Here is a 19,605-nt window from a genome sequence, read left to right as displayed (position 1 = left end):
CCCCTTTATCCTCGGGGCCAAATCGGTTATGCGCTCAATTGTTCCTTACGAGCACGACGTTTTTGGTTCATTGCAAGCACCAGCAAAATCATTAAGCATGGTACAAACACCCACTCTTTCATCGGACGGTCTGCATCCTGGATAACCCACTTGATTTCCCAATCAAAGTCGATACCTGCGGACTCTGCTGGACTACCAAATTCAACCATATCGACAATCATTTTGTTGTCACTTTCGGTCAGCATCAGACCCATAGATGAAATACGTGCGTCTGCTGTTGTCGCACTGTCTTCGAATGGAAGACGAACCGTTTTCTCAATGTAGTCGCCCTCAAGGTTTTCACCGGCAACACGTAACTCCAATGATTCTCCTACATTTAGTGTTTCCGTGATTTGAGCTACCTCAACGCCAGGAGAAAGAACTTTCGCTGGGTACAGCATGTCCCACCAAAAACCTGGACGGAAAAACGAAAATGTCAGTACTAATAATAGGACTGTTTCCCACCACTTGTTACGCGTGAACCACCACCCTTGAGTTGCCGCAGAGAATATCAGCATTGCAATGATCGATGAGATGACTGTGAGTGCCAAATGCCACCAAGAGTCGATCCCCATTAACAATAGCTGGGTATTGAACACAAACATGAACGGCAAAATAGCGGTTCGAATATCGTAAGTAAAACCTTGGATACCGGTACGAATTGGATCTGATTTCGCAATTGCGGCTGCTGCAAAAGCTGCAAGACCTACAGGTGGGGTATCATCGGCCAAAATACCAAAGTAGAAAACGAACAAGTGCACCGCTATCAACGGAATAATCAAGCCATGCGCCGCGCCGAGCGTAACAATAACCGGCGCCATTAGCGTAGAGACCACGATGTAGTTCGCCGTTGTTGGCAGACCCATCCCCAGAACCAAGCTAATGATGGCGGTAAACAGCAGCATAAGAATGATACTGCCACCAGAGATAAACTCGACGAAGTCGGTCATCACTAGGCCGATACCCGTTAGTGTAACAACACCAACAACGGTGCCCGCTGCCGCGGTTGCAACGCCGATACCAATCATATTACGCGCACCAGAAACTAAGCTCTCGGCAAGATCGACAAAGCCATCTTTGGTTTGCTGAAGCATGTCACCTTGCTTTGACAGCAGTGCAATCAACGGACGTTGAGTCAGCAAAATGAAAATCATGAACACCGTTGCCCAGAATGCCGAAAGGCCAGGTGAGAAACGTTCGACAGTCAAACACCAAACCAATACGACGATAGGGAGTAGGTAGTGCAAGCCTGACTTAACGGTTGGGCCAGGATCAGGTACTTCTGTTAATTCTGCATCAATCTCAATTGCGCCATCTTGCACGTGATTTGCTGAGACTTTCACCAACCCAACGTACGCGATTAATAGTGCGACGGTAACAATTGGTGTCGCGGCATCGCCAAAGACGTCCTTTGTCCAACCCACTCCGTAGTAAACCAATGCGCTGATCACACACAATCCTAAGATTGTGCCAGTAAAGGACAGCAGACTTTGTACTAGTGTTGGGTTGTGGCGACGAGGAAGGCCTGTCATGCCTGCTTTACATGCTTCAAGGTGAACAATGTAAATTAAAGCAATATAAGAGATTAGCGCTGGAAGTAGGGCAGCTTTAATCACCTCAACGTAGGAGATACCGACGTATTCCACCATCAAAAATGCTGCTGCACCCATGATTGGCGGTGTTAACTGACCATTGGTTGAAGCCGCTACCTCTACCGCACCCGCTTTTGTGCCGGGAAAGCCAACACGCTTCATCAGTGGAATGGTAAAGGTGCCAGTTGTTACTACGTTTGCGATTGAAGAACCAGAAACCAGACCAGATAAACCTGATGCAACAACGGCCGCTTTAGCTGGACCACCTTTCATATGGCCAAGCAACGAGAAGGCAACTTTAATGAAGTAAGCACCAGCACCAGCGCGTTCCAGCATTGCTCCAAACAATACAAACAAGAAGACAAAAGAGGTAGAAACACCTAGCGCAACTCCAAATACGCCTTCAGTTGTTAGCCACAAGTGAGACATGGCCTTGTTCAAGCTTGCCCCTTTGTGCGCGATAACGTCAGGCATGTAAGGGCCTGCAAAGGTGTAAGTAAGGAAAACAGCAGCCACGACCATTAATGGTGGACCAAGTGCTCGGCGTGTTGCTTCTAAAAGGAGGAGCATACCGATAACAGCAACAACGATATCAACTGTTGTCGGTGCGCCTGAGCGTCCTGCTAGCTCGGTATAAAAAAGGTATATATAGGCTGCTGAAAAGCTGCCAGCCAACGCGAGTATCCAATCAACAAGAGGGATATGATCGCGAGGAGAATTCTTCATCGCTGGATAAGCAGTGAAAGCCAAAAAGATCGCGAAAGTAAGGTGGATAGATCGCGCTTCCGTGTCGTTCAGTACGCCAAAATTGAAAATAAATGGTAACGGGGATGCGTACCATAATTGAAATAGTGACCAACACAGAGGAACAAACCAAAGGATTCGTCCTTGCATTCCCGAAGGGCTACGTGCACCTGTGTCTGCCTGAGCCACCATTTCTTGCACATCTTGTGACGGAGCTTGATTCGTCGCCATGTACTTTTTCCTTATTATTGATGGTCCTGTCTGATTTTTATCGAGAACCACACTTCGCCTCTATCAGTGTAGTGAATGGAGCGAAGTTTGCTTTCGAGTATTTTGCTGCCTGAACTCAAAGTGTTGATTGTTGGATACTCTGTTAGGCGGCGTTTAAGTTTTCTTGGGTATGAGCTCGCAGTTTTCAGAAGAAAACTGGCGAATGAAGCATATAGTTAGAACGTGCTACAACCTGTATGCTCAAACAGGCAGAAAATATTCTTTCCTGCCTGTATGTAGAGTCTGAGGAAATTACTTAATTAGACCCATTTCTTTGTAGTATTTTTCTGCACCTGGGTGAAGAGGAATAGAAAGACCAGCTTTCACCATGTCTTCTTTCTTCAAGTTTGCGAATGCAGGGTGTAGACGCTTGAAGGTGTCAAAGTTTTCAAACACAGCTTTTGCCACGTTGTAAGCGACATCGTCTGAAACATCAGAGGTCGTTACCATTGTTGCTGCAACACCAAAGCTGTTTACGTCTTTGTCTGTACCGCGGTACATACCAGCCGGTACTGAGCTAAAGGCGTAGTATGGGTTGTCGGCAACAATTTTATCGATTTTAGGGCCTGTTGCTGAAACTAGCTTCGCATCACATGATGTGGTTGCTTCTTTGATTGAACCGTTCGGGTGGCCGACCATGTAAATGAAGGCGTCAATTTTGTTATCACAAAGTGCCTGAGAGCGTTCAGAGCCTTTTAGCTCAGACGCCAATTTGAAGCTGTCGTTTGTCCAACCCATCGCTTCCATGACAACGCCCATCGTTGCACGGTCACCAGAGCCTGGGTTACCGATGTTTACGCGCTTACCTTTCAGGTCTTCAACGTTTTCAATACCTGAATCTGCACGCGCAATGATGTTGAAAGGTTCTGTATGAAGAGAGAACATTGCGCGTAGCTTCTTGTACGGGCCTTGTTCTTCAAACTTGCTCGTACCGTTGTAGCCGTGGTACTGCCAATCCGATTGCACGATACCAAAATCTAATTCGCCTGCACGGATAGTGTTAACGTTGTAAATTGAGCCACCAGTCGATTCTACTGAACAACGGATGTTGTGGTCTTTACGACCTTTATTTACCAACTTACAGATAGCACCACCAGTTGGGTAATAAACACCTGTCACAGAGCCAGTACCGATGGTAATAAACTCTTGAGCGTTAACTGCGCCTGCGCCCATTACGGCTGCAGCGATAGCGCCTACTTTGAGAAGTTTGTTAAATGCCATGAATTTCCCTTCCTTATATTCATTATTTACCCGGAAATAACCATAAATCACTTCTGGAGTTTCCTATTTGGAAACGGCACCTTTTTCAATCCAATCGTTTGAAAAAGCGAGCGAATCATAACAAAAAATTGGCAGAAAATTATCCAATTGTTAAATGTTATAGTTGATAAGTCTGAATTTTGTATCAGGGGATAGGATTCAATTTGTAATTTAATTCTTTTTATAACAATTACTTAATCAACGTTTAGTGACTGAAATGAAAAAGATCAATTGCGTGATGTTAATCACAAAATGGATGGTTAAAGAATGAGCGGAGTAAGCAAAAAATTTACATAAATTATGGGCTACAAAATGAGACTTCTTTTATAACCCACAATGAGTTAGCTAATTGAAGCTTTATAGAACTTAACCAGTATATTCGAACAGCTCGCACACTGATTTGAAGAGTTGCTCAGTCGTAATTGCCATGGTTGGCGTAATGAAAATGGTATCGTCACCTGCGACAACACCAAGAATACCTTCGGATTTACCGAGTGAATCAAGCAAGCGAGCAATCAACTGTGCTGCACCTGGGCCAGTGTGAATTACCACTAACGCTGCGTTACGATCGATGTCTAGTACTAGTTCACGCAGAGAGCTGCTGACTGTTGGGACACCTAGCTCAGCAGGAAGACAGTAAACCATTTCCATTTTTGCATTGCGCGTACGGACAGCGCCAAATTTAGTCAGCATACGTGAGACTTTAGATTGGTTGATACTCTCAAATCCTTGCTGTTTGAGTGCGTCAACAATCTCGCCCTGTGAGCCAAAGCTTTCTTCTTTTAACAGGGCTTTAAAGGCGCGAACTAAGTTGTCTTGTTTTTCTGAATTGCGCATAGTCATTACAAATCTCTTATTACGGGTCAGCAATTTTGCATATTCTCGCATATATATTCAGGCGGTGCCAAAGAGTCCCAGGATTATGTTAGATGCGTCACTGTAAACTATATACCACATAGAATTCTTTAGCGCGCTGAAGTAGGGCTGTATCTGTTTTCTTGAATTCCTTGTCATTTCAACAGAATAAAAGAATAATCCAAGCCCCATTTGTAGCACGGTAACAGCGAGTTGCGCGAGGTCGCAAAGCTAGCGTTAATTGATTGTAATCAAGTTGTGATTCCGATAGCTTTATTTAAGTTGGTTACAAACTACCCTACGAATACGTTTATAAGAGAAATACTCTCAAGGAGAACTACATGAAAGTAGCCGTTATTGGTGCCGCTGGTGGCATCGGTCAAGCCCTGGCCCTTCTACTTAAGAACCGTCTTCCTGCTGGTTCTGATCTAGCCCTATATGATATTGCTCCAGTAACTCCTGGTGTGGCCGCTGATCTTAGCCACATCCCTACGCCAGTTTCTATCAAAGGTTACGCTGGTGAAGATCCTACTCCAGCACTAGAAGGCGCGGATGTTGTGCTAATTTCTGCTGGTGTTGCGCGTAAGCCAGGTATGGATCGTGCGGATCTATTTAATGTAAACGCTGGTATCGTTAAATCGCTAGCGGAGAAGATTGCGGTTGTTTGTCCGAAAGCTTGTGTTGGTATCATCACAAACCCTGTAAATACAACAGTGCCAATTGCTGCTGAAGTTCTTAAAAAAGCGGGTGTTTATGATAAGCGTCGTCTATTTGGTGTAACAACGTTGGATGTTATCCGTTCAGAAACGTTTGTTGCTGAGCTTAAAGACAAAGATCCAGGTGACGTTCGCGTGCCAGTTATTGGTGGTCACTCTGGCGTAACGATCTTACCTCTACTGTCTCAAGTAGAAGGTGTTGAGTTTACAGCTGAAGAAGTAGAAGCATTAACGAAACGTATTCAAAATGCAGGTACTGAAGTTGTAGAAGCTAAAGCGGGTGGTGGTAGTGCAACACTATCAATGGGCCAAGCTGCATGTCGCTTTGGTCTGTCTCTGGTTCGTGCTCTTCAAGGTGAAGAAGGCGTAGTTGAGTGCGCTTACGTTGAAGGCGACGGCGAACACGCGACTTACTTCGCGCAACCTGTGAAACTGGGTAAAGAAGGCGTTGAAGAAGTACTAAGCTACGGCAAACTCGCCGATTACGAAAAGTCTGCATTAGACGGTATGCTAGAAACACTAAATGGCGACATCAACATTGGTGTTGAATTCGCAAAGTAATCTAGAAAGCCTATATAAGAAGAAAGCCGATCATTTTGATCGGCTTTTTTGATCCTTGATTTCTCAACTTCGTAAAAATGGTCGAATAAAACCACGTAGTGAAGGAGAAGATGATGGAAGCGAGTCGAATCCGTAAAGGCATGGTTGTTGAGTGCCAACAAGGCGTCGGTACGATATTAGTGGTCGACCATGAAGCAGAGACGGTATTGTTGTCCAAACAAGGGACTGAACAGCAGCTCGCCGTTAGCTTTGATGAAATAGAAGATGATCCACAACTGCATGGCGGTAGTGACAGATATTACTAGCGCCTCCGGCGTCGTCATTAGGTATCAAACGTAAAAAAGGAAGAGCATGCTCTTCCTTTTTGCTATAAGTCTTGCGTTATGGGTAGCTATTGATTACTTCGTGCGTTGTACTGCGACATGAGCCAGAGTAACAAGCGCTTGTTTGTATTCAGACTCTGGCAACACTGATAGTTCTGCGATTGCTTTGTCTGCTTCTTCTAGAGCTTTTTGCGTTGTGTATTCCAGAGAGCCCGCTTCTTTCATGACCGCAAGAATTTCTTCTAAGCGATCCATGCCATTCGCTTTCTCAATTGCTTCACGAATCATGATGGCGTTTTCTGGTGTGGTATTACGCATAGCATGGAGTAGAGGCAAAGTTGGCTTGCCTTCGGCCAAGTCATCACCCACATTTTTACCCATGTCTTCGCCATCAGAAGTGTAATCCATGACGTCATCAATGAGCTGAAACGCAGTGCCTAGATACTTACCGTAATTTTGCATTGCGATTTCCACATGCTCAGGAGCATCATTTAAGATTGCACCGATTTGAGTTGCGGATTCAAATAAGCGCGCAGTCTTAGAGTAGATGACTTGCATGTAGCTTTCTTCTGTCGTGTCAGGGTCGTTACAGTTCATCAACTGCTGTACTTCACCTTCGGCGATCACGTTTACGGCATTGCTCATTAGTTTAAGGATCTTCATGGATCCTAGTTCCGTCATCATCTGAAATGAGCGTGTATAGATAAAGTCCCCAACTAATACGCTAGCCGCATTGCCAAATGCTGCATTCGCAGTGGCTTTACCACGGCGCATGTCTGATTCATCTACCACGTCATCATGCAGCAAAGTCGCTGTATGGATGAACTCAATAAACGCAGCTGCCATTGTATGACCATTGCCTTGGTAACCAAGTGCACGGGCTGACAGTATCGCTAAAAGCGGTCTTAGACGTTTGCCTCCACCACTCACGATATAAAAACCGAGCTGGTTGATTAAAGAGACATCAGAATTAAGTTGGGCTTGAATTGTTTCATTCACTTTTGCCATGTCATCGGCAGTAAGCGCTTGGATAGTTTTAAAATCCATCGTATATCCGGCTGAAGTTAGACCCTGCAAGGCTTATTCGATTTATATAATTGTCGAATAATACACTAAAAAACGTTGATTAATACATTACTAAAGGGCATGATTGCCGCACTTTTCTTTGGCGATTAGCTTTTCGCCAATTTTTTCAAAATATGGCTTGTCATAGGAGCATCTATTCTGTAGAATCTGCGCCCTATTGATGATTAGTTTAGCGCACACCCTCAAGAAAGGCTGTGCGGAAAAAGCGGAGTAAAATATGTACGCTGTTTTCCAATCTGGTGGTAAACAACACCGTGTAAGCGAAGGTCAAACTCTTCGTTTAGAGAAATTAGACGTTGAAACTGGTGCAACTGTAGAATTTGATAAAGTTCTTCTTGTTGCTAACGGCGAAGACATCAAAGTTGGTGCTCCTCTTGTAGAGGGCGGCAAAATTGTTGCTGAAGTTGTACAACACGGTCGTGGCGATAAAGTTAAAATCGTTAAGTTCCGTCGTCGTAAGCACTCTCGTAAGCAACAGGGTCACCGTCAGTGGTTCACTGAAGTGAAGATCACTGGTATCAACGCTTAATCTATTAGGAGAGTTTAACAATGGCACACAAAAAAGCTGGTGGTTCTACTCGTAACGGCCGCGATTCAGAAAGCAAACGTCTAGGTGTTAAGCGTTTCGGTGGTGAATCTGTACTTGCAGGTAACATCATCGTTCGTCAACGTGGTACTAAGTTCCACGCTGGTAACAACGTAGGTATCGGTAAAGACCACACTCTATTCGCTCTTACTGAAGGTAAAGTGAAGTTCGAAGTGAAAGGTCCTAAGAACCGTAAGTTTGTAAGCATCGAAGCTGAGTAATTAGGTTTTTAACCAAATTACTTAATAGCTTTAAGCTGAATTCAAAAGCCCTGCCGAATCGGCGGGGTTTTTTATTTGTGGCAGTCGACATATCGAAGTTTCTCGCTAAGATCCTAAGCGATTTGAATCTGGGAGCTTAGATCTGTCATCTGCTAAAATTGTCGGATGACATAGTAAGATTTAATCCACGCACGAAGTAGTCGGAGTAAAAGATGAAGTTCGTAGATGAAGCGGTAGTAAAAGTTCAGGCTGGTGATGGCGGTAGTGGCGTTGTCAGTTTCTGGCGTGAAAAATTCATCACTAAAGGTGGCCCTGATGGCGGTGATGGCGGTGACGGTGGTGATGTTTATATCCAAGCTGATGAAAACCTAAATACTCTGATTGATTACCGTTTCCAGCGCTTCTACGAAGCTGAGCGTGGTGAAAACGGTCGCGGTGGTAACTGTACAGGTAAGCGTGGTAAAGACATCGTTCTTCGTGTACCTGTGGGTACGCGCGCTGTGGATATCCACACAAATGAAATCGTGGCGGAAGTTGCTGAACACGGTAAGAAAGTGATGATCGCAAAAGGCGGTTGGCACGGTCTAGGTAACACGCGTTTCAAATCTTCAGTAAACCGCGCGCCTCGTCAGAGAACATTGGGTACAAAAGGTGAAGTACGCGAAATTCGCCTTGAGCTATTGCTTCTTGCTGATGTGGGTATGCTTGGTCTACCTAATGCTGGTAAATCAACCTTTATCCGCGCAGTATCAGCAGCAAAACCGAAAGTCGCTGATTACCCATTCACGACGTTGATCCCAAGCTTGGGTGTCGTAAGTGTCGTACCAGAGAAAAGTTTTGTTGTTGCAGACATTCCTGGTTTGATCGAGGGTGCAGCAGATGGCGCTGGCCTTGGTATTCGATTCTTGAAGCACTTAGAGCGTTGTCGAGTGTTGCTGCACATGATCGATATAATGCCAATTGATCAGTCCGATCCGGTGCAAAATGCATTGACGATCATTGATGAACTAGAACAATACAGCGAAAAACTGGCAAGTAAGCCGCGCTGGTTAGTGTTCAACAAAGTTGATCTAATGCCTGAAGAAGAAGCGAATGAGAAGATCCAAGAAATCTTAGACGCACTCGGCTGGGAAGACGAGTACTTTAAGATCTCGGCGATCAATCGTAACGGTACTAAAGAGCTTTGTTACAAACTGGCTGACTTTATGGATAACCTACCTCGCGAAGAGGAAGAAGTGGCTGAAGAAGATAAAGTTAACTTCATGTGGGATGATTACCATAAAGATGCGATGGCGGGTAAAGACGTTATCACTGAAGATGACGACGACGATTGGGATGACTGGGACGATGAAGAAGATGACGGTCACGTTGTCTACGTTCGTGACTAATCAGAACGGTCAAACAATGCCTGTTTGCCTATAGTTCATTAAGCCGCAATTATTTATTGCGGCTTTTTTTGTATCTAAATCATATTTAGGTGATGTGATTTACGGCACAATAACCGATACGTCGTGTTTTTTGAGGGTTAGTTTGGCCCTCGCGCGTATGAATATGAATGAGTAACACCCTAAAAGGAATTAGACTTATTTATGACTCTAGAAACCATACCGCCTAGAGAGTTGGCGGTATCTACTCAACGACCGATTTCTCGTCTTGTCGCCCAAGCCGGACAAATGCTACTTGCTCATGGTGCTGAAAGTACTCTTGTGAGCGATATTATGCGTCGTATTGGCCTTGCTTGTGGGGTGAATGAAGTTGCGGTAGCACTATCAGCTAATGCATTGGTTGTGACGACGGTAATGGATGGGCATTGCATCACCACCACCCGAAGCTGCGCTGATCGTGGCATCAATATGCGCGTTATTACGCAAATTCAACGAATCTGTATCATGATGGAACGTGGTTTGCTCGATTCAACCATGGCGCAGAAAAAGCTGAACGCTATCAGTCCAGAGCGTTATAACCGCTGGTTGGTGGTGTTTATGATTGGCTTGTCTTGTGCGGCATTCAGTCATCTTGCTGGTGGCGACTGGGGAGTCTTCATCATGACCTTTTTAGCTTCAGCTGGTGGCATGATCGTTCGCCAAGAAATTGGTCATCGTCATTTCAACCCTCTATTGAACTTTGCTGCGACCGCTTTTGTGACTACCTTAATTTCAGCGCAGGCGGAAATTTACCAAATCGGTAACCTACCTACCGTAGCAATGGCATCGTCGGTATTGATGCTTGTACCTGGTTTCCCACTCATTAACTCTGTCGCAGATATGTTGAAAGGCCACATTAATATGGGGATTGCTCGATTTGTGATGGCTAGTTTACTAACGTTGGCGACATGTTTGGGGATCGTTGCTGCGATGAGTGTAACTGGAATTTGGGGGTGGGCAATCTAATGAGTTTATTTGATTTGATGTTTGGCCTGTTGAATGACATGTTTTTTGCGGCGATTCCCGCCGTAGGATTTGCATTGGTTTTTAACGTGCCACAAAGAGCTTTAGTGTATTGCGCTGTTGGTGGTGCGATTGGTCATGGTAGCCGCTACTTGATGATGCAGTTTGGCATTCCTATTGAGTGGGCAACCTTTTTTGCTGCGACGTTAGTTGGGATGATCGGTGTGTACTGGTCTCACCGTTTTCTCGCGCATCCAAAAGTGTTTACTGTGGCTGCTTTGATCCCGATGGTGCCGGGTGTGTTTGCGTACAAAGCAATGATCGCTATGGTAGAAATCAATCATGTTGGCTACTCACCCGAGCTTGTCGCAACCTGTATGGAAAACTTTCTTAAGGCCATGTTTATTATTGCAGGTTTAGCTGTTGGTCTTGCGGTTCCAGGGCTGTTATTCTATCGCCGCAGACCAATTGTATAAGGACCTAACATGATCATTAGTATGATTGCCGCGATGGCCGACAATCGCATCATTGGCAAAGACAATCAAATGCCTTGGCATCTTCCCGCCGATTTCGCTTGGTTTAAGCGTTGTACCATGGGAAAACCGGTTGTGATGGGACGCAAAACCTATGAGTCTATTGGTCGCCCTTTACCAGGTCGCTTGAATATTGTTATTAGCCGTGATGAGACACTAAAGATCGAAGGTGTCACTACCGTAACATCGATTGAGCAAGCTCTGGAAGTCGCAGGTGATGTGGAAGAAGTGATGATCATTGGTGGTGGTGCGATTTACACCACTTGTCTGCCTATGGCCAATAAACTGTATGTAACACACATTGAAGCGGCCATTGATGGTGATACTCAGTTCCCAGATTGGGGAGACGAGTTTAAGGAAACTTACTCAGAAATGTATCAAGCCGATGAGAAGAACGCCTACAACATGCGTTTTACGGTGTTAGAAAAGCAATAGTCAGAAAAGTCATCGGATATAACAAAAAAGCACCGCGAATGCGGTGCTTTTGTTTATCTAAAGGGCTCATTATTAATGTAGTGCATCCTGAGTAAAAATTTTCTTATCTTCCCAACGGATCATGGTCAGGCTTCCGCCCCAAACGCAGCCAGTATCTAGCCCGATGACTTCGTTGTTCATATAGCCTTGTAGTGCAGCCCAGTGCCCAAAGAGCACCGCTTTGTTTAAGTGGATACGTTTAGGCACATCAAACCATGGAATAAGTTCGTTACCGGAAACTTGTTGCGGTGGCAATTTACAATCCATATCCAAACGACCATCAGGGAAACAAAAGCGCATCCGCGTAAAAGCATTGATAATATAACGGTATCGCTCCAAACCCTGTAGAGAGTCATCCCAGGAATCAGGTTGATTGCTGTACATGTTTTTTAATAGCCAAGGGAGCTTTTCGCTTTGGATGATGCGCTCAACTTCACGGGCACACTTTCTCGCTGTTTTTAGATTCCACTGCGGTGATATGCCAGCGTGACACATCACGAACTCGTCATGCTCGGCCAATAGAGGTTGCTGAGCTAGCCATGTCAGTAATTCCTCTTTGTCGGGGACCGCGAAAATAGGTGCGGTTCTATCTTTGTCTTTGACCTTTTTTATCCCATGAGCCACAGCGAGAAGATGAAGGTCGTGATTACCAAGCACCACGATTGCGCTTGCGCCAAGTGACTTCACAAAGCGTAACGTTTCTAGTGATTTAGGCCCTCTGGCGACCAAATCACCAGCAAGCCAAAGTTGGTCTTTTTTCGCAGAGAAAGATACTTTTTCTAGTAGTCGCTGCAATTCATCAAAACAGCCTTGGATGTCACCAACAATATAGGTAGCCACTGAATCTCCAATTTACTAATTTAAAACATTTGGAACAGCCAAGCGAAATGGTTCAATTTCGGTGATGAACTCTTGCCCTTTTTCATCCAGCATTTTGTAGTGTCCTTGCATAACGCCGACAGGGGTTTCTAACGCGGTTCCGCTACTGTACGTGTATTCATCATTGCTTGGAATAAAGGGCTGCTGGCCTACCACTCCGTCACCTTCAACCGTCATTTGCTTGCCATTCGAGTCTGTGATTAGCCAGCGGCGGCTCACTAACTGTACGGTTTGCTGGCTAAGGTTTTTGATGGTGATGATATAAGCGAAAACGTAGCGTTGTAGCTCTGGGTTGGACTGTTCTTCGATGTATTTGGTGTGAACTTGAATTTTGATGCAAGGTTGAATGACGTCCATGTGCACTCCTCAGAAACGTAATATCCCAATAATAATAAGCCAAACCTACAAGGGTTTGGCTCATTGTTTGAGTTCTTAGTGCTGCGGGTTATCCGCAAGCCAGTTCGCCATTGCGACGAATTGTTCTAGCGTCAGGTTCTCTGGACGCATGCTTGGATTAACACCTAGCTCTTCTAGTACTTCTGTGCTTAACAACGATTTGTAGCAGTTACGAACGGTTTTACGACGTTGGTTAAAGCCTTCACGACAAACGCGATCGAGCAAACGCAGATCTTTTGCCGGGCATGGCAGCTCTTCGTAAGGCACTAAACGAACAACGGCAGAATCCACTTTCGGTGGTGGAACGAATGCCGTTGGCGGTACTTCCAGTACCGGTACCACTTTACAGTAGTACTGAGCCATTACCGTTAAACGGCCGTAAGCTTTGCTGCCAGGGCCGGCGGCTAAGCGGTTTACCACTTCTTTTTGCAGCATAAAGTGCATGTCTTGAATGTCTTTATGGAATTCAAAAAGGTGGAACATCAATGGTGTAGAGATGTTGTATGGCAAGTTACCAAAAATGCGCAGCTTGTTGTTTGGCTTCACTAGTTGAGTGAAGTCAAAACGCATAGCGTCACCCTCATGGATGGTCAACTTATCTGCCAGTTCAGGGTGAGTACGTAGGCGTTCCGCCAGATCGCGGTCTAATTCGATAACTGTGAACTTATCTACTTCACGACCTACCGGCTCAGTGATTGCACCAAGACCAGGACCGATTTCAACCAGGTTTTGACCTGGTTTTGGGTTAATCGCTGATACGATCCCATCAATAATGTATGGATCGTTCAGGAAGTTTTGACCAAAACGTTTACGCGCTTTGTGTCCTAAATGGACATCATTTCTCATTGTTTCTTCTCTACCAAATCTATCGCATGCGTGAGCGCTGTTCGGAAACTCCCTGTATCCGCTTGACCTGTCCCTGCCAGATCTAATGCAGTACCGTGGTCCACCGATGTTCTAATAAAAGGTAGACCAAGAGTAATGTTTACTGAACGACCAAAGCCTTTGTATTTTAATACTGGCAATACTTGATCATGGTACATGCCTAAAACAGCATCAGCATCATTTAAATATTTTTCATTGAAAATGGTATCAGCCGGCAGAGGGCCGATCAGGTTGATACCTTTTTCTTGTCGAATTTTTTCCAGTGTCGGAGTGATGGTTTCGATCTCTTCACGACCTAAGCAGCCATCTTCGCCAGCATGAGGGTTAAGCCCGCAAACGTAGATGTTTGGTTGTGCGATAGCAAACTTTTCTACAAGGTCTTTATGAAGAATATCGATGATTTTTTCTAATCGCTCTTCGGTGACAGCTTTGGACACATAAGCTAAAGGAATATGTGTTGTAACCAGCGCCACGCGTAGTCCTTCCGTTGCTAGCATCATTACAACTAGCGGCGTTTGTGACTTCTCGGCGAAAAATTCAGTATGACCACTGAATGCAACACCTGCGCGATTAATCACCCCCTTATGAACAGGGCCGGTGACAATAGCATCAAATTCATCATTCATACAGCCTAAAGCCGCTCTTTCTAGCGTTTTTAGTACATAGTGGCCATTCGCTTCATTGAGCTCACCTGCGACCGCAGGTTCCGATATTTGGATATGGTCAACGATAAGCGTGCCCGCTTTTTGTGCTTTAGGTGCTTCTTCTGGATTGTAATCAGACAGTTGGACTTCGATGCCAAGCTGCTTGGCTCGCTCCATCAGCATATTCTTATCGGCACAGACGACAATTTGGTGCGCCCAATCTTCTTTCGATAGGGCAAGCACTAAGTCTGGGCCGATACCCGCAGGTTCCCCTGCGGTTACGACAATTCTACGAATTGTATTAGTTGTCATTGTTGTCATCCACGATTTCAACAAACGCACTTGCGCGTAGCTCTTGCATCCATGCGCCCGCTTCTTCATTAAATTTACGGTTAAATAGAATGCGGTAAGCTTTATTCTTCATCGCTGAGTCAGTACGGTCAACTTGGCGACGATCCAACACTTCAACGATATGCCAGCCGTGAACGGTTTTGAACGGTTCGCTGATTGAGCCAACTGGCAGAGTTTCTACTTGGTGCTTGAATTCTGGCACGTAAAGATCTGGTGTTTGATAACCTAGTTCACCGTCTTGTGCTGCCGAGCCAGGATCTTGACTGTATTGTGTTGCCAATTGAGCGAACGTTGCTTCACCGGCTTTGATGCGGCGTACAAATTCATTCAGTTGCTTCTTCGCCCCTTCGTCGCTCAGAATCACGGTTGGTTTAATCAAAATATGACGCGCATTTACTTCCGTTACCGCAACCGTTTCTAGGCCTTTGACATCCTCTATTTTTAGGATGTGGAAACCAACGCCACTACGGAATGGACCAATAATGCTGCCTTTGTTTTGCATCTTGATCTGATCAGCAAAGATGGTTGGCATCTCTTCTTTACGCATCCAGCCCCAATCACCACCTTGTAAAGCTTTAGGACCTTTAGAGTAGGTGTAGGCCATCTCCGTAAAATCTGCACCTTCGTTTAGCTTTTTCGCGAGCGCTTTAGCTTCTGCTTCTACAGCAGATTTTTCTTTATCGTCAGAGAAGCGCAGTTGAATGTGTCCAATTTTGTATTGAACAGTCGCATTGGTTTCTTGTGATAGTTGCTCAGCAAGGCTATCTACCTCTGCTGGAAGGATATTAATACGGCGACGAACCAGTGCATTGCGGGCTTCTGATGCGGCGATTTCCTTACGAATTTGTTCGCGGAATTCTGGGTAACTTAAACCTTCACTTTCTACAGAAGCGGCGAGTTGTTCTACTGTTTGCTCATTATTACGTGCGATCTCTGCAATCGCTTGGTTTAAACGGTTGTCGTCAATACGCACACCAATACGGTCTGCTTCTTGGCCTTGCAACGTGTCAATAATAAGTTTTTCAACAACTTGTTCTTTTAATACGCTGGTAGAAGGTAAGCTCTTTCCACTTTGACGTGCGTTGGCTTGCAGCGTTTTCATCGCTGTTTCGATGTCGCTTTGTAGAACTACACCGTCGTTCACGATGACCGCAACCTTATCGATCTCTACTGGTGCTGCAACCGCTCCGCAAGAGAGTAGGGTCGTGAATAAGATTGATTTCCAAATTTTCATTTAAAATTCCGTCAGTATTTTTGAATAGGCGTCTTATTCATTTAAGACGCCTATTTTGATTAATTGTTCAGATAGAATGGGCGGCCGTACTTAATCGCGTTGTCAGAACCATCCAGTTCTTTGACAGCAGTGTCTTCACGCTGGTTGGTCGCAAAGCCTTGAATACCGAAGTTAACGCTGAAGTTATTTTCGTATTCAGGTGATGCCCCGGTGCTGCCGATAGCTTGGTCTTCCCAACCAAGCAATTGGTTTGAGTAAGTGACGCCAATGTACCAACAGTCAGATTGGTAACGTAGGCTCGCTAACCATTCTAGGTCCGCATTTTCATTGAGGTCGTAGTAGTATTGACCACTCGCAGACCAGTTCGGGTTGAACTCGTAGGCCGCTACAATACCTGCTTGAGAAATACCTTTACGAGTAATTGTGTCTAGGTTTTCGAGAATGATCGTATCTTCGATGTATTCACGCGTAACGTAGCGATAGTTACCCTGAATAAAGCCGCCGTTGAATTGGTATTCCAAGGTACTGTTTGCCAACTGCATGGAGCTCAAATCAATATCGTATTGAATTCCACCGTGATAGAACAAGTAATCGTTGTAGTTGAAATCAGCTTCAATTGCCCATGATGAGTAATTGGTTGTCTCATCCGGAAGATTTGGGCTGTTGCTCAGTTTGGTCTTTTTATCGAAGTAGTAAATCTGACCAAATGAAACGTTAAGACGCTCTTTATAGTCATCATCAAAGAAGCGAGTACTCGCACCGTAGCTTAACTGGTTCGCCGAGGCGATTTTATCAATGCCACTGTACTTACGACTGCGGAATAGCCCGTAGTAGTCGGTTTGTAGCAAGGTGGTATCGTAGTTGTAGATGTTGGTTTGATCTTCTTCAGGTACGTACAAGTACTGCAGCTGAGGCTCCAGTGTTTGTGTGTAGCCCTTGATCCAGCTTGTATCTCGCTCTAAGTAAAGTTGCGCATGCGTACGGAACTCAGGAATAACACGAGAAACTTCATCATCCAACTGGTTTTGCAAGTTTACATCTGTCAAACCCGTTAAGTCTTGAGAGTAATACGTAGAGAGCACACGCGCTTCTGTTGTCCACGTTGCCCATGAGTTTGAGAGTGGTAATGTAAGCCCTGGTTCAATGTGAACACGGGTCGCATTTGGTCGCGCAGCATCGCTGGTATCGAAGCGGCTGACTTGGCTCTTCACGTCAAAGTTAAGGTAATCTCCCCACAACGGCGTGTAGTAGTTCAAGTCTAACTGAGGAAGCAGGCGATAAGGGCGGTTCTCTTCTTTCAATAAGATTTGGAAGTCACGAACGGTTAACGAGGCATCCCAGAAGTCAGAACGATATTGTACTTGTCCTTCTTGAACCAGTTGACCATCTTCACGGTTACCAATGTCGGAGTCGAGATCGAGGAAGTAATCAATATCACTCACTTTTGAGTAATCGACTTTGACTATCCACTGTTTATTGATGATACCGTCGTGTTTAACTTGGTAGCCCCAACGAGACTCGTCCTGATATTTGCGATCACTATTGAGGTATTCGCCTTTGATTTCCCCATTTCCCCAACCATCTGTTAGATAGCGGAAATCAGTATCGAGTTTTGTACCACGTTGCTGCATATAGAGCGTGGTGAGTGTCATGTCATATTGAGGCGCGATGTTCCAATAGAATGGCACCTCGACTTCCATACCATCACTAGAACCGTACGATAAAGAAGGGAAGAGGAAACCCGTTTTGCGCGTATCTCCAATTGGCATGGTTAGATACGGCACATAGAAAACAGGCACATCTAACACTTCAAATCGAGGATGATGCAGCGTCGCTGTCTCTTCATCTTGGTCAACATCGATGCCTGACGCAACCAATCGCCATGAATTATCGCCTTGAGGGCACGATGTGATAGAGCCGTCTTCGAGTTCATAAACCGACTGACCTGTGCGAGCGATATAGGCTGCAGTGCCTCGGCCTTGTTGGCAAAGGAACTGATAATCGGTGTTCTCAAGCGAAAACGTATCTTGATTAATGTCGTTAGTAACACGATCAGATCGAGCTTTGACTTGGCCGTCATTGAAAGTCACGTTGCCTTCGGCAACCACGACGTTGTCTTGTTGGTGCAGCGTTACGCTATCTGCGGTAATTTTCTTCTGGCCTTGGGTGACTTGTACATTACCTGAGTACTGAGCTTTGTCACCATTGATGGCTTGCAGGGTGTCAGCTTCTACCACTACTGGGGTATTAAGAGCGTCCTCCTCGCCACTTGTATCGACCAAACATTGATCTGTGGCGGGCATTTCCTGCACACTATCATGGATATTCGCTTCAGCTTGAGTGGTGGGTACAAACAAGGCGGTGCTGATAGAGGCCGCTAAAAATGTGCGGGAGAAATGTTGCATTGAATTGAACTTTCCTGTGTCACTACTACTCGATGGCTATAGGGCTTGTTGTACCCTAGCGTAATAGCCAAATGAATCAACTATAGTCGCATTTATCCCAGCGTATTGATTCACTGTGGCATAATGACGACAAAATAGCTGCAAAGATAAGCAGGCGAAATGGCCTAGCCGAAATAAAACTAATTCCATTATCATAAAGGAAATCGTTGCATCCGGCACTATAAGACCGCCGTCGTCGATAAAAATTCATTGATAGAGAACACATAATGCATATTTTTGGCAAAATTCTGGGTGCCTTTTTTGGCTTGTTACTTGGCGGGCCGCTAGGTTTACTCTTTGGCTTATTTATTGGCCATCAATTCGATAAAGCACGTCGCTTGAGTCAAGCCGGGTTCTCTACTGGCGGCTTTGGAAAAGGGCCAAGTCAAGCTCAGCGCCAAGAAGAGTTTTTTAAAGCGGCGTTTGCGGTAATGGGACATGTGGCAAAAGCGAAAGGCCAAGTCACCAAAGAGGAAATCCAACTGGCTTCAGCCATGATGGACCGCATGAATTTGCATGGCGAACAGCGTCGCGCAGCGCAAGACGCGTTTCGTGAAGGTAAAGACAGCGACTTTCCGTTAGAAGATGTTCTTGTTCGTGTGAAAATTTCGACAGCTGGTCGCTTTGACTTGTTGCAATTTTTCTTAGAGCTGCAAATCTCGGCGGCCTTTGCAGATGGCTCGATCCACCCGAGTGAACGAAATGTACTACACAAGATTGCACGTGGTTTGGGTTTCTCTTCTGAGCAATTAGAGCGTCGTTTGCAAATGCAAGAAGCCGCATTTCGTTTCCAAAGCCAGGGCGGTTTTCATGGTCAGCATCAAGGCCAATCTTCAGGTGGTAGCTGGCAACAAGCTTCACAAGCGGATCAGTTGGCCGACGCGTACAAAATTCTGGATGTGTCTTCAGATGCAGACAGTAAAACCGTTAAGCGTGCTTATCGTAAACTGATGAACGAGCATCACCCGGACAAATTGATGGCTAAAGGTTTACCACCAGAGATGATGAACGTCGCGAAAGAGAAATCTCAAGAGATTCAAAACGCTTACGATCTTATTAAGAAGGTTAAAGGCTTTAAGTAGTCGGACGTTTTCTATCAAACATTTGGATGTAAAAAAGGGCACT

The 19,605-nt window shown here is 45.2% G+C and carries 19 protein-coding genes; 9 read left to right on the top strand and 10 right to left on the bottom strand.

All coding sequences use genetic code 11. The annotated features are described in order from the left end of the window. Positions 1 to 26: 26 nt before the first annotated feature. The 3 genes from R7P72_RS13110 to argR all read right to left on the bottom strand — a co-directional run bounded on the left by R7P72_RS13110 (position 27) and on the right by argR (position 4,742). Positions 27 to 2,606, bottom strand: a complete 2,580-nt coding sequence (locus R7P72_RS13110; protein WP_017820274.1) for a TRAP transporter permease — start codon at positions 2,604 to 2,606, stop codon at positions 27 to 29. A 291-nt stretch (positions 2,607 to 2,897) separates the two neighbouring features. After that, complete coding sequence (locus R7P72_RS13105; RefSeq protein WP_005379657.1) at positions 2,898 to 3,866, bottom strand: TAXI family TRAP transporter solute-binding subunit; 969 nt, start codon at positions 3,864 to 3,866, stop codon at positions 2,898 to 2,900. A 405-nt stretch (positions 3,867 to 4,271) separates the two neighbouring features. Continuing rightward, positions 4,272 to 4,742 (bottom strand): transcriptional regulator ArgR, encoded by a 471-nt coding sequence (gene argR, locus R7P72_RS13100; RefSeq protein ID WP_005379659.1) that lies wholly within the window; start codon positions 4,740 to 4,742, stop codon positions 4,272 to 4,274. 359 nt (positions 4,743 to 5,101) lie between these two features. Here argR and mdh point away from each other — a divergent pair, with 359 nt between their 5' ends. Next, positions 5,102 to 6,037: a malate dehydrogenase gene (gene mdh, locus R7P72_RS13095; protein ID WP_213907299.1), complete on the top strand. Its 936-nt coding sequence runs from the start codon at positions 5,102 to 5,104 to the stop codon at positions 6,035 to 6,037. 113 nt (positions 6,038 to 6,150) lie between these two features. Next, positions 6,151 to 6,342, top strand: coding sequence for a hypothetical protein (locus R7P72_RS13090; RefSeq protein WP_005379661.1), 192 nt, complete (start codon positions 6,151 to 6,153; stop codon positions 6,340 to 6,342). 93 nt (positions 6,343 to 6,435) lie between these two features. On the opposite strand, the gene ispB is transcribed toward R7P72_RS13090, so the two are convergent. Beyond that, positions 6,436 to 7,407, bottom strand: a complete 972-nt coding sequence (gene ispB, locus R7P72_RS13085) for an octaprenyl diphosphate synthase (protein ID WP_005383097.1) — start codon at positions 7,405 to 7,407, stop codon at positions 6,436 to 6,438. Positions 7,408 to 7,663: 256 nt separating this feature from the next. On the opposite strand from ispB, the gene rplU reads away from it, so the two are divergent. The 6 genes from rplU to folA all read left to right on the top strand — a co-directional run bounded on the left by rplU (position 7,664) and on the right by folA (position 11,608). Continuing rightward, entirely contained in the window at positions 7,664 to 7,975 is a 312-nt protein-coding gene (gene rplU, locus R7P72_RS13080) for a 50S ribosomal protein L21 (protein WP_005383096.1), read from the top strand. Between the two features lie 20 nt (positions 7,976 to 7,995). Beyond that, positions 7,996 to 8,253 (top strand): 50S ribosomal protein L27, encoded by a 258-nt coding sequence (gene rpmA, locus R7P72_RS13075; protein WP_005383095.1) that lies wholly within the window; start codon positions 7,996 to 7,998, stop codon positions 8,251 to 8,253. A gap of 212 nt (positions 8,254 to 8,465) precedes the next feature. Continuing rightward, positions 8,466 to 9,641: an Obg family GTPase CgtA gene (cgtA, locus tag R7P72_RS13070; RefSeq protein WP_005383091.1), complete on the top strand. Its 1,176-nt coding sequence runs from the start codon at positions 8,466 to 8,468 to the stop codon at positions 9,639 to 9,641. Between the two features lie 201 nt (positions 9,642 to 9,842). Further along, on the top strand, positions 9,843 to 10,643 hold the full coding sequence (locus R7P72_RS13065) for a threonine/serine exporter family protein (protein ID WP_213907300.1): 801 nt from the start codon (positions 9,843 to 9,845) through the stop codon (positions 10,641 to 10,643). Next, entirely contained in the window at positions 10,643 to 11,116 is a 474-nt protein-coding gene (locus tag R7P72_RS13060) for a threonine/serine exporter family protein (RefSeq protein ID WP_005379665.1), read from the top strand. The genes R7P72_RS13065 and R7P72_RS13060 overlap by 1 nt, the downstream gene beginning before the upstream one ends. 9 nt (positions 11,117 to 11,125) lie before the next feature. Beyond that, positions 11,126 to 11,608, top strand: a complete 483-nt coding sequence (gene folA / locus R7P72_RS13055; protein ID WP_085569676.1) for a type 3 dihydrofolate reductase — start codon at positions 11,126 to 11,128, stop codon at positions 11,606 to 11,608. A gap of 72 nt (positions 11,609 to 11,680) precedes the next feature. Here folA and apaH read toward each other — a convergent pair whose 3' ends face one another. The 6 genes from apaH to lptD all read right to left on the bottom strand — a co-directional run bounded on the left by apaH (position 11,681) and on the right by lptD (position 18,441). Continuing rightward, positions 11,681 to 12,487, bottom strand: a complete 807-nt coding sequence (apaH, locus tag R7P72_RS13050) for a bis(5'-nucleosyl)-tetraphosphatase (symmetrical) ApaH (RefSeq protein WP_213907301.1) — start codon at positions 12,485 to 12,487, stop codon at positions 11,681 to 11,683. 15 nt (positions 12,488 to 12,502) lie between these two features. After that, entirely contained in the window at positions 12,503 to 12,883 is a 381-nt protein-coding gene (apaG, locus tag R7P72_RS13045; protein WP_005379668.1) for a Co2+/Mg2+ efflux protein ApaG, read from the bottom strand. 75 nt (positions 12,884 to 12,958) lie between these two features. Continuing rightward, a complete protein-coding gene (gene rsmA, locus R7P72_RS13040; RefSeq protein ID WP_005379669.1) occupies positions 12,959 to 13,768 on the bottom strand; it encodes a 16S rRNA (adenine(1518)-N(6)/adenine(1519)-N(6))-dimethyltransferase RsmA in 810 nt (269 codons plus the stop codon). Then, positions 13,765 to 14,763 (bottom strand): 4-hydroxythreonine-4-phosphate dehydrogenase PdxA, encoded by a 999-nt coding sequence (gene pdxA / locus R7P72_RS13035; protein ID WP_005379670.1) that lies wholly within the window; start codon positions 14,761 to 14,763, stop codon positions 13,765 to 13,767. The genes rsmA and pdxA overlap by 4 nt, the downstream gene beginning before the upstream one ends. After that, the gene (surA, locus tag R7P72_RS13030) at positions 14,753 to 16,036 is read right to left on the bottom strand and encodes a peptidylprolyl isomerase SurA (protein WP_053306855.1); all 1,284 of its coding nucleotides are present in this window, start codon (positions 16,034 to 16,036) and stop codon (positions 14,753 to 14,755) included. The genes pdxA and surA overlap by 11 nt, the downstream gene beginning before the upstream one ends. 59 nt (positions 16,037 to 16,095) lie before the next feature. Continuing rightward, positions 16,096 to 18,441, bottom strand: coding sequence for an LPS assembly protein LptD (gene lptD / locus R7P72_RS13025; RefSeq protein WP_005379673.1), 2,346 nt, complete (start codon positions 18,439 to 18,441; stop codon positions 16,096 to 16,098). A gap of 266 nt (positions 18,442 to 18,707) precedes the next feature. Between lptD and djlA the strand changes: the two genes are divergently transcribed. Beyond that, on the top strand, positions 18,708 to 19,562 hold the full coding sequence (djlA, locus tag R7P72_RS13020) for a co-chaperone DjlA (protein ID WP_005383076.1): 855 nt from the start codon (positions 18,708 to 18,710) through the stop codon (positions 19,560 to 19,562). The last annotated feature ends 43 nt before the right edge of the window (positions 19,563 to 19,605 follow it).

Origin of the sequence: Vibrio sp. Vb0888 (assembly GCF_033338835.1) — a bacterium.
In the GTDB taxonomy this organism is placed as follows: Bacteria; Pseudomonadota; Gammaproteobacteria; order Enterobacterales; family Vibrionaceae; genus Vibrio; species Vibrio alginolyticus.
The sequence above is the reverse complement of the archived record's forward strand: the minus strand, read 5'-3'. Positions and strand labels throughout refer to the sequence as shown.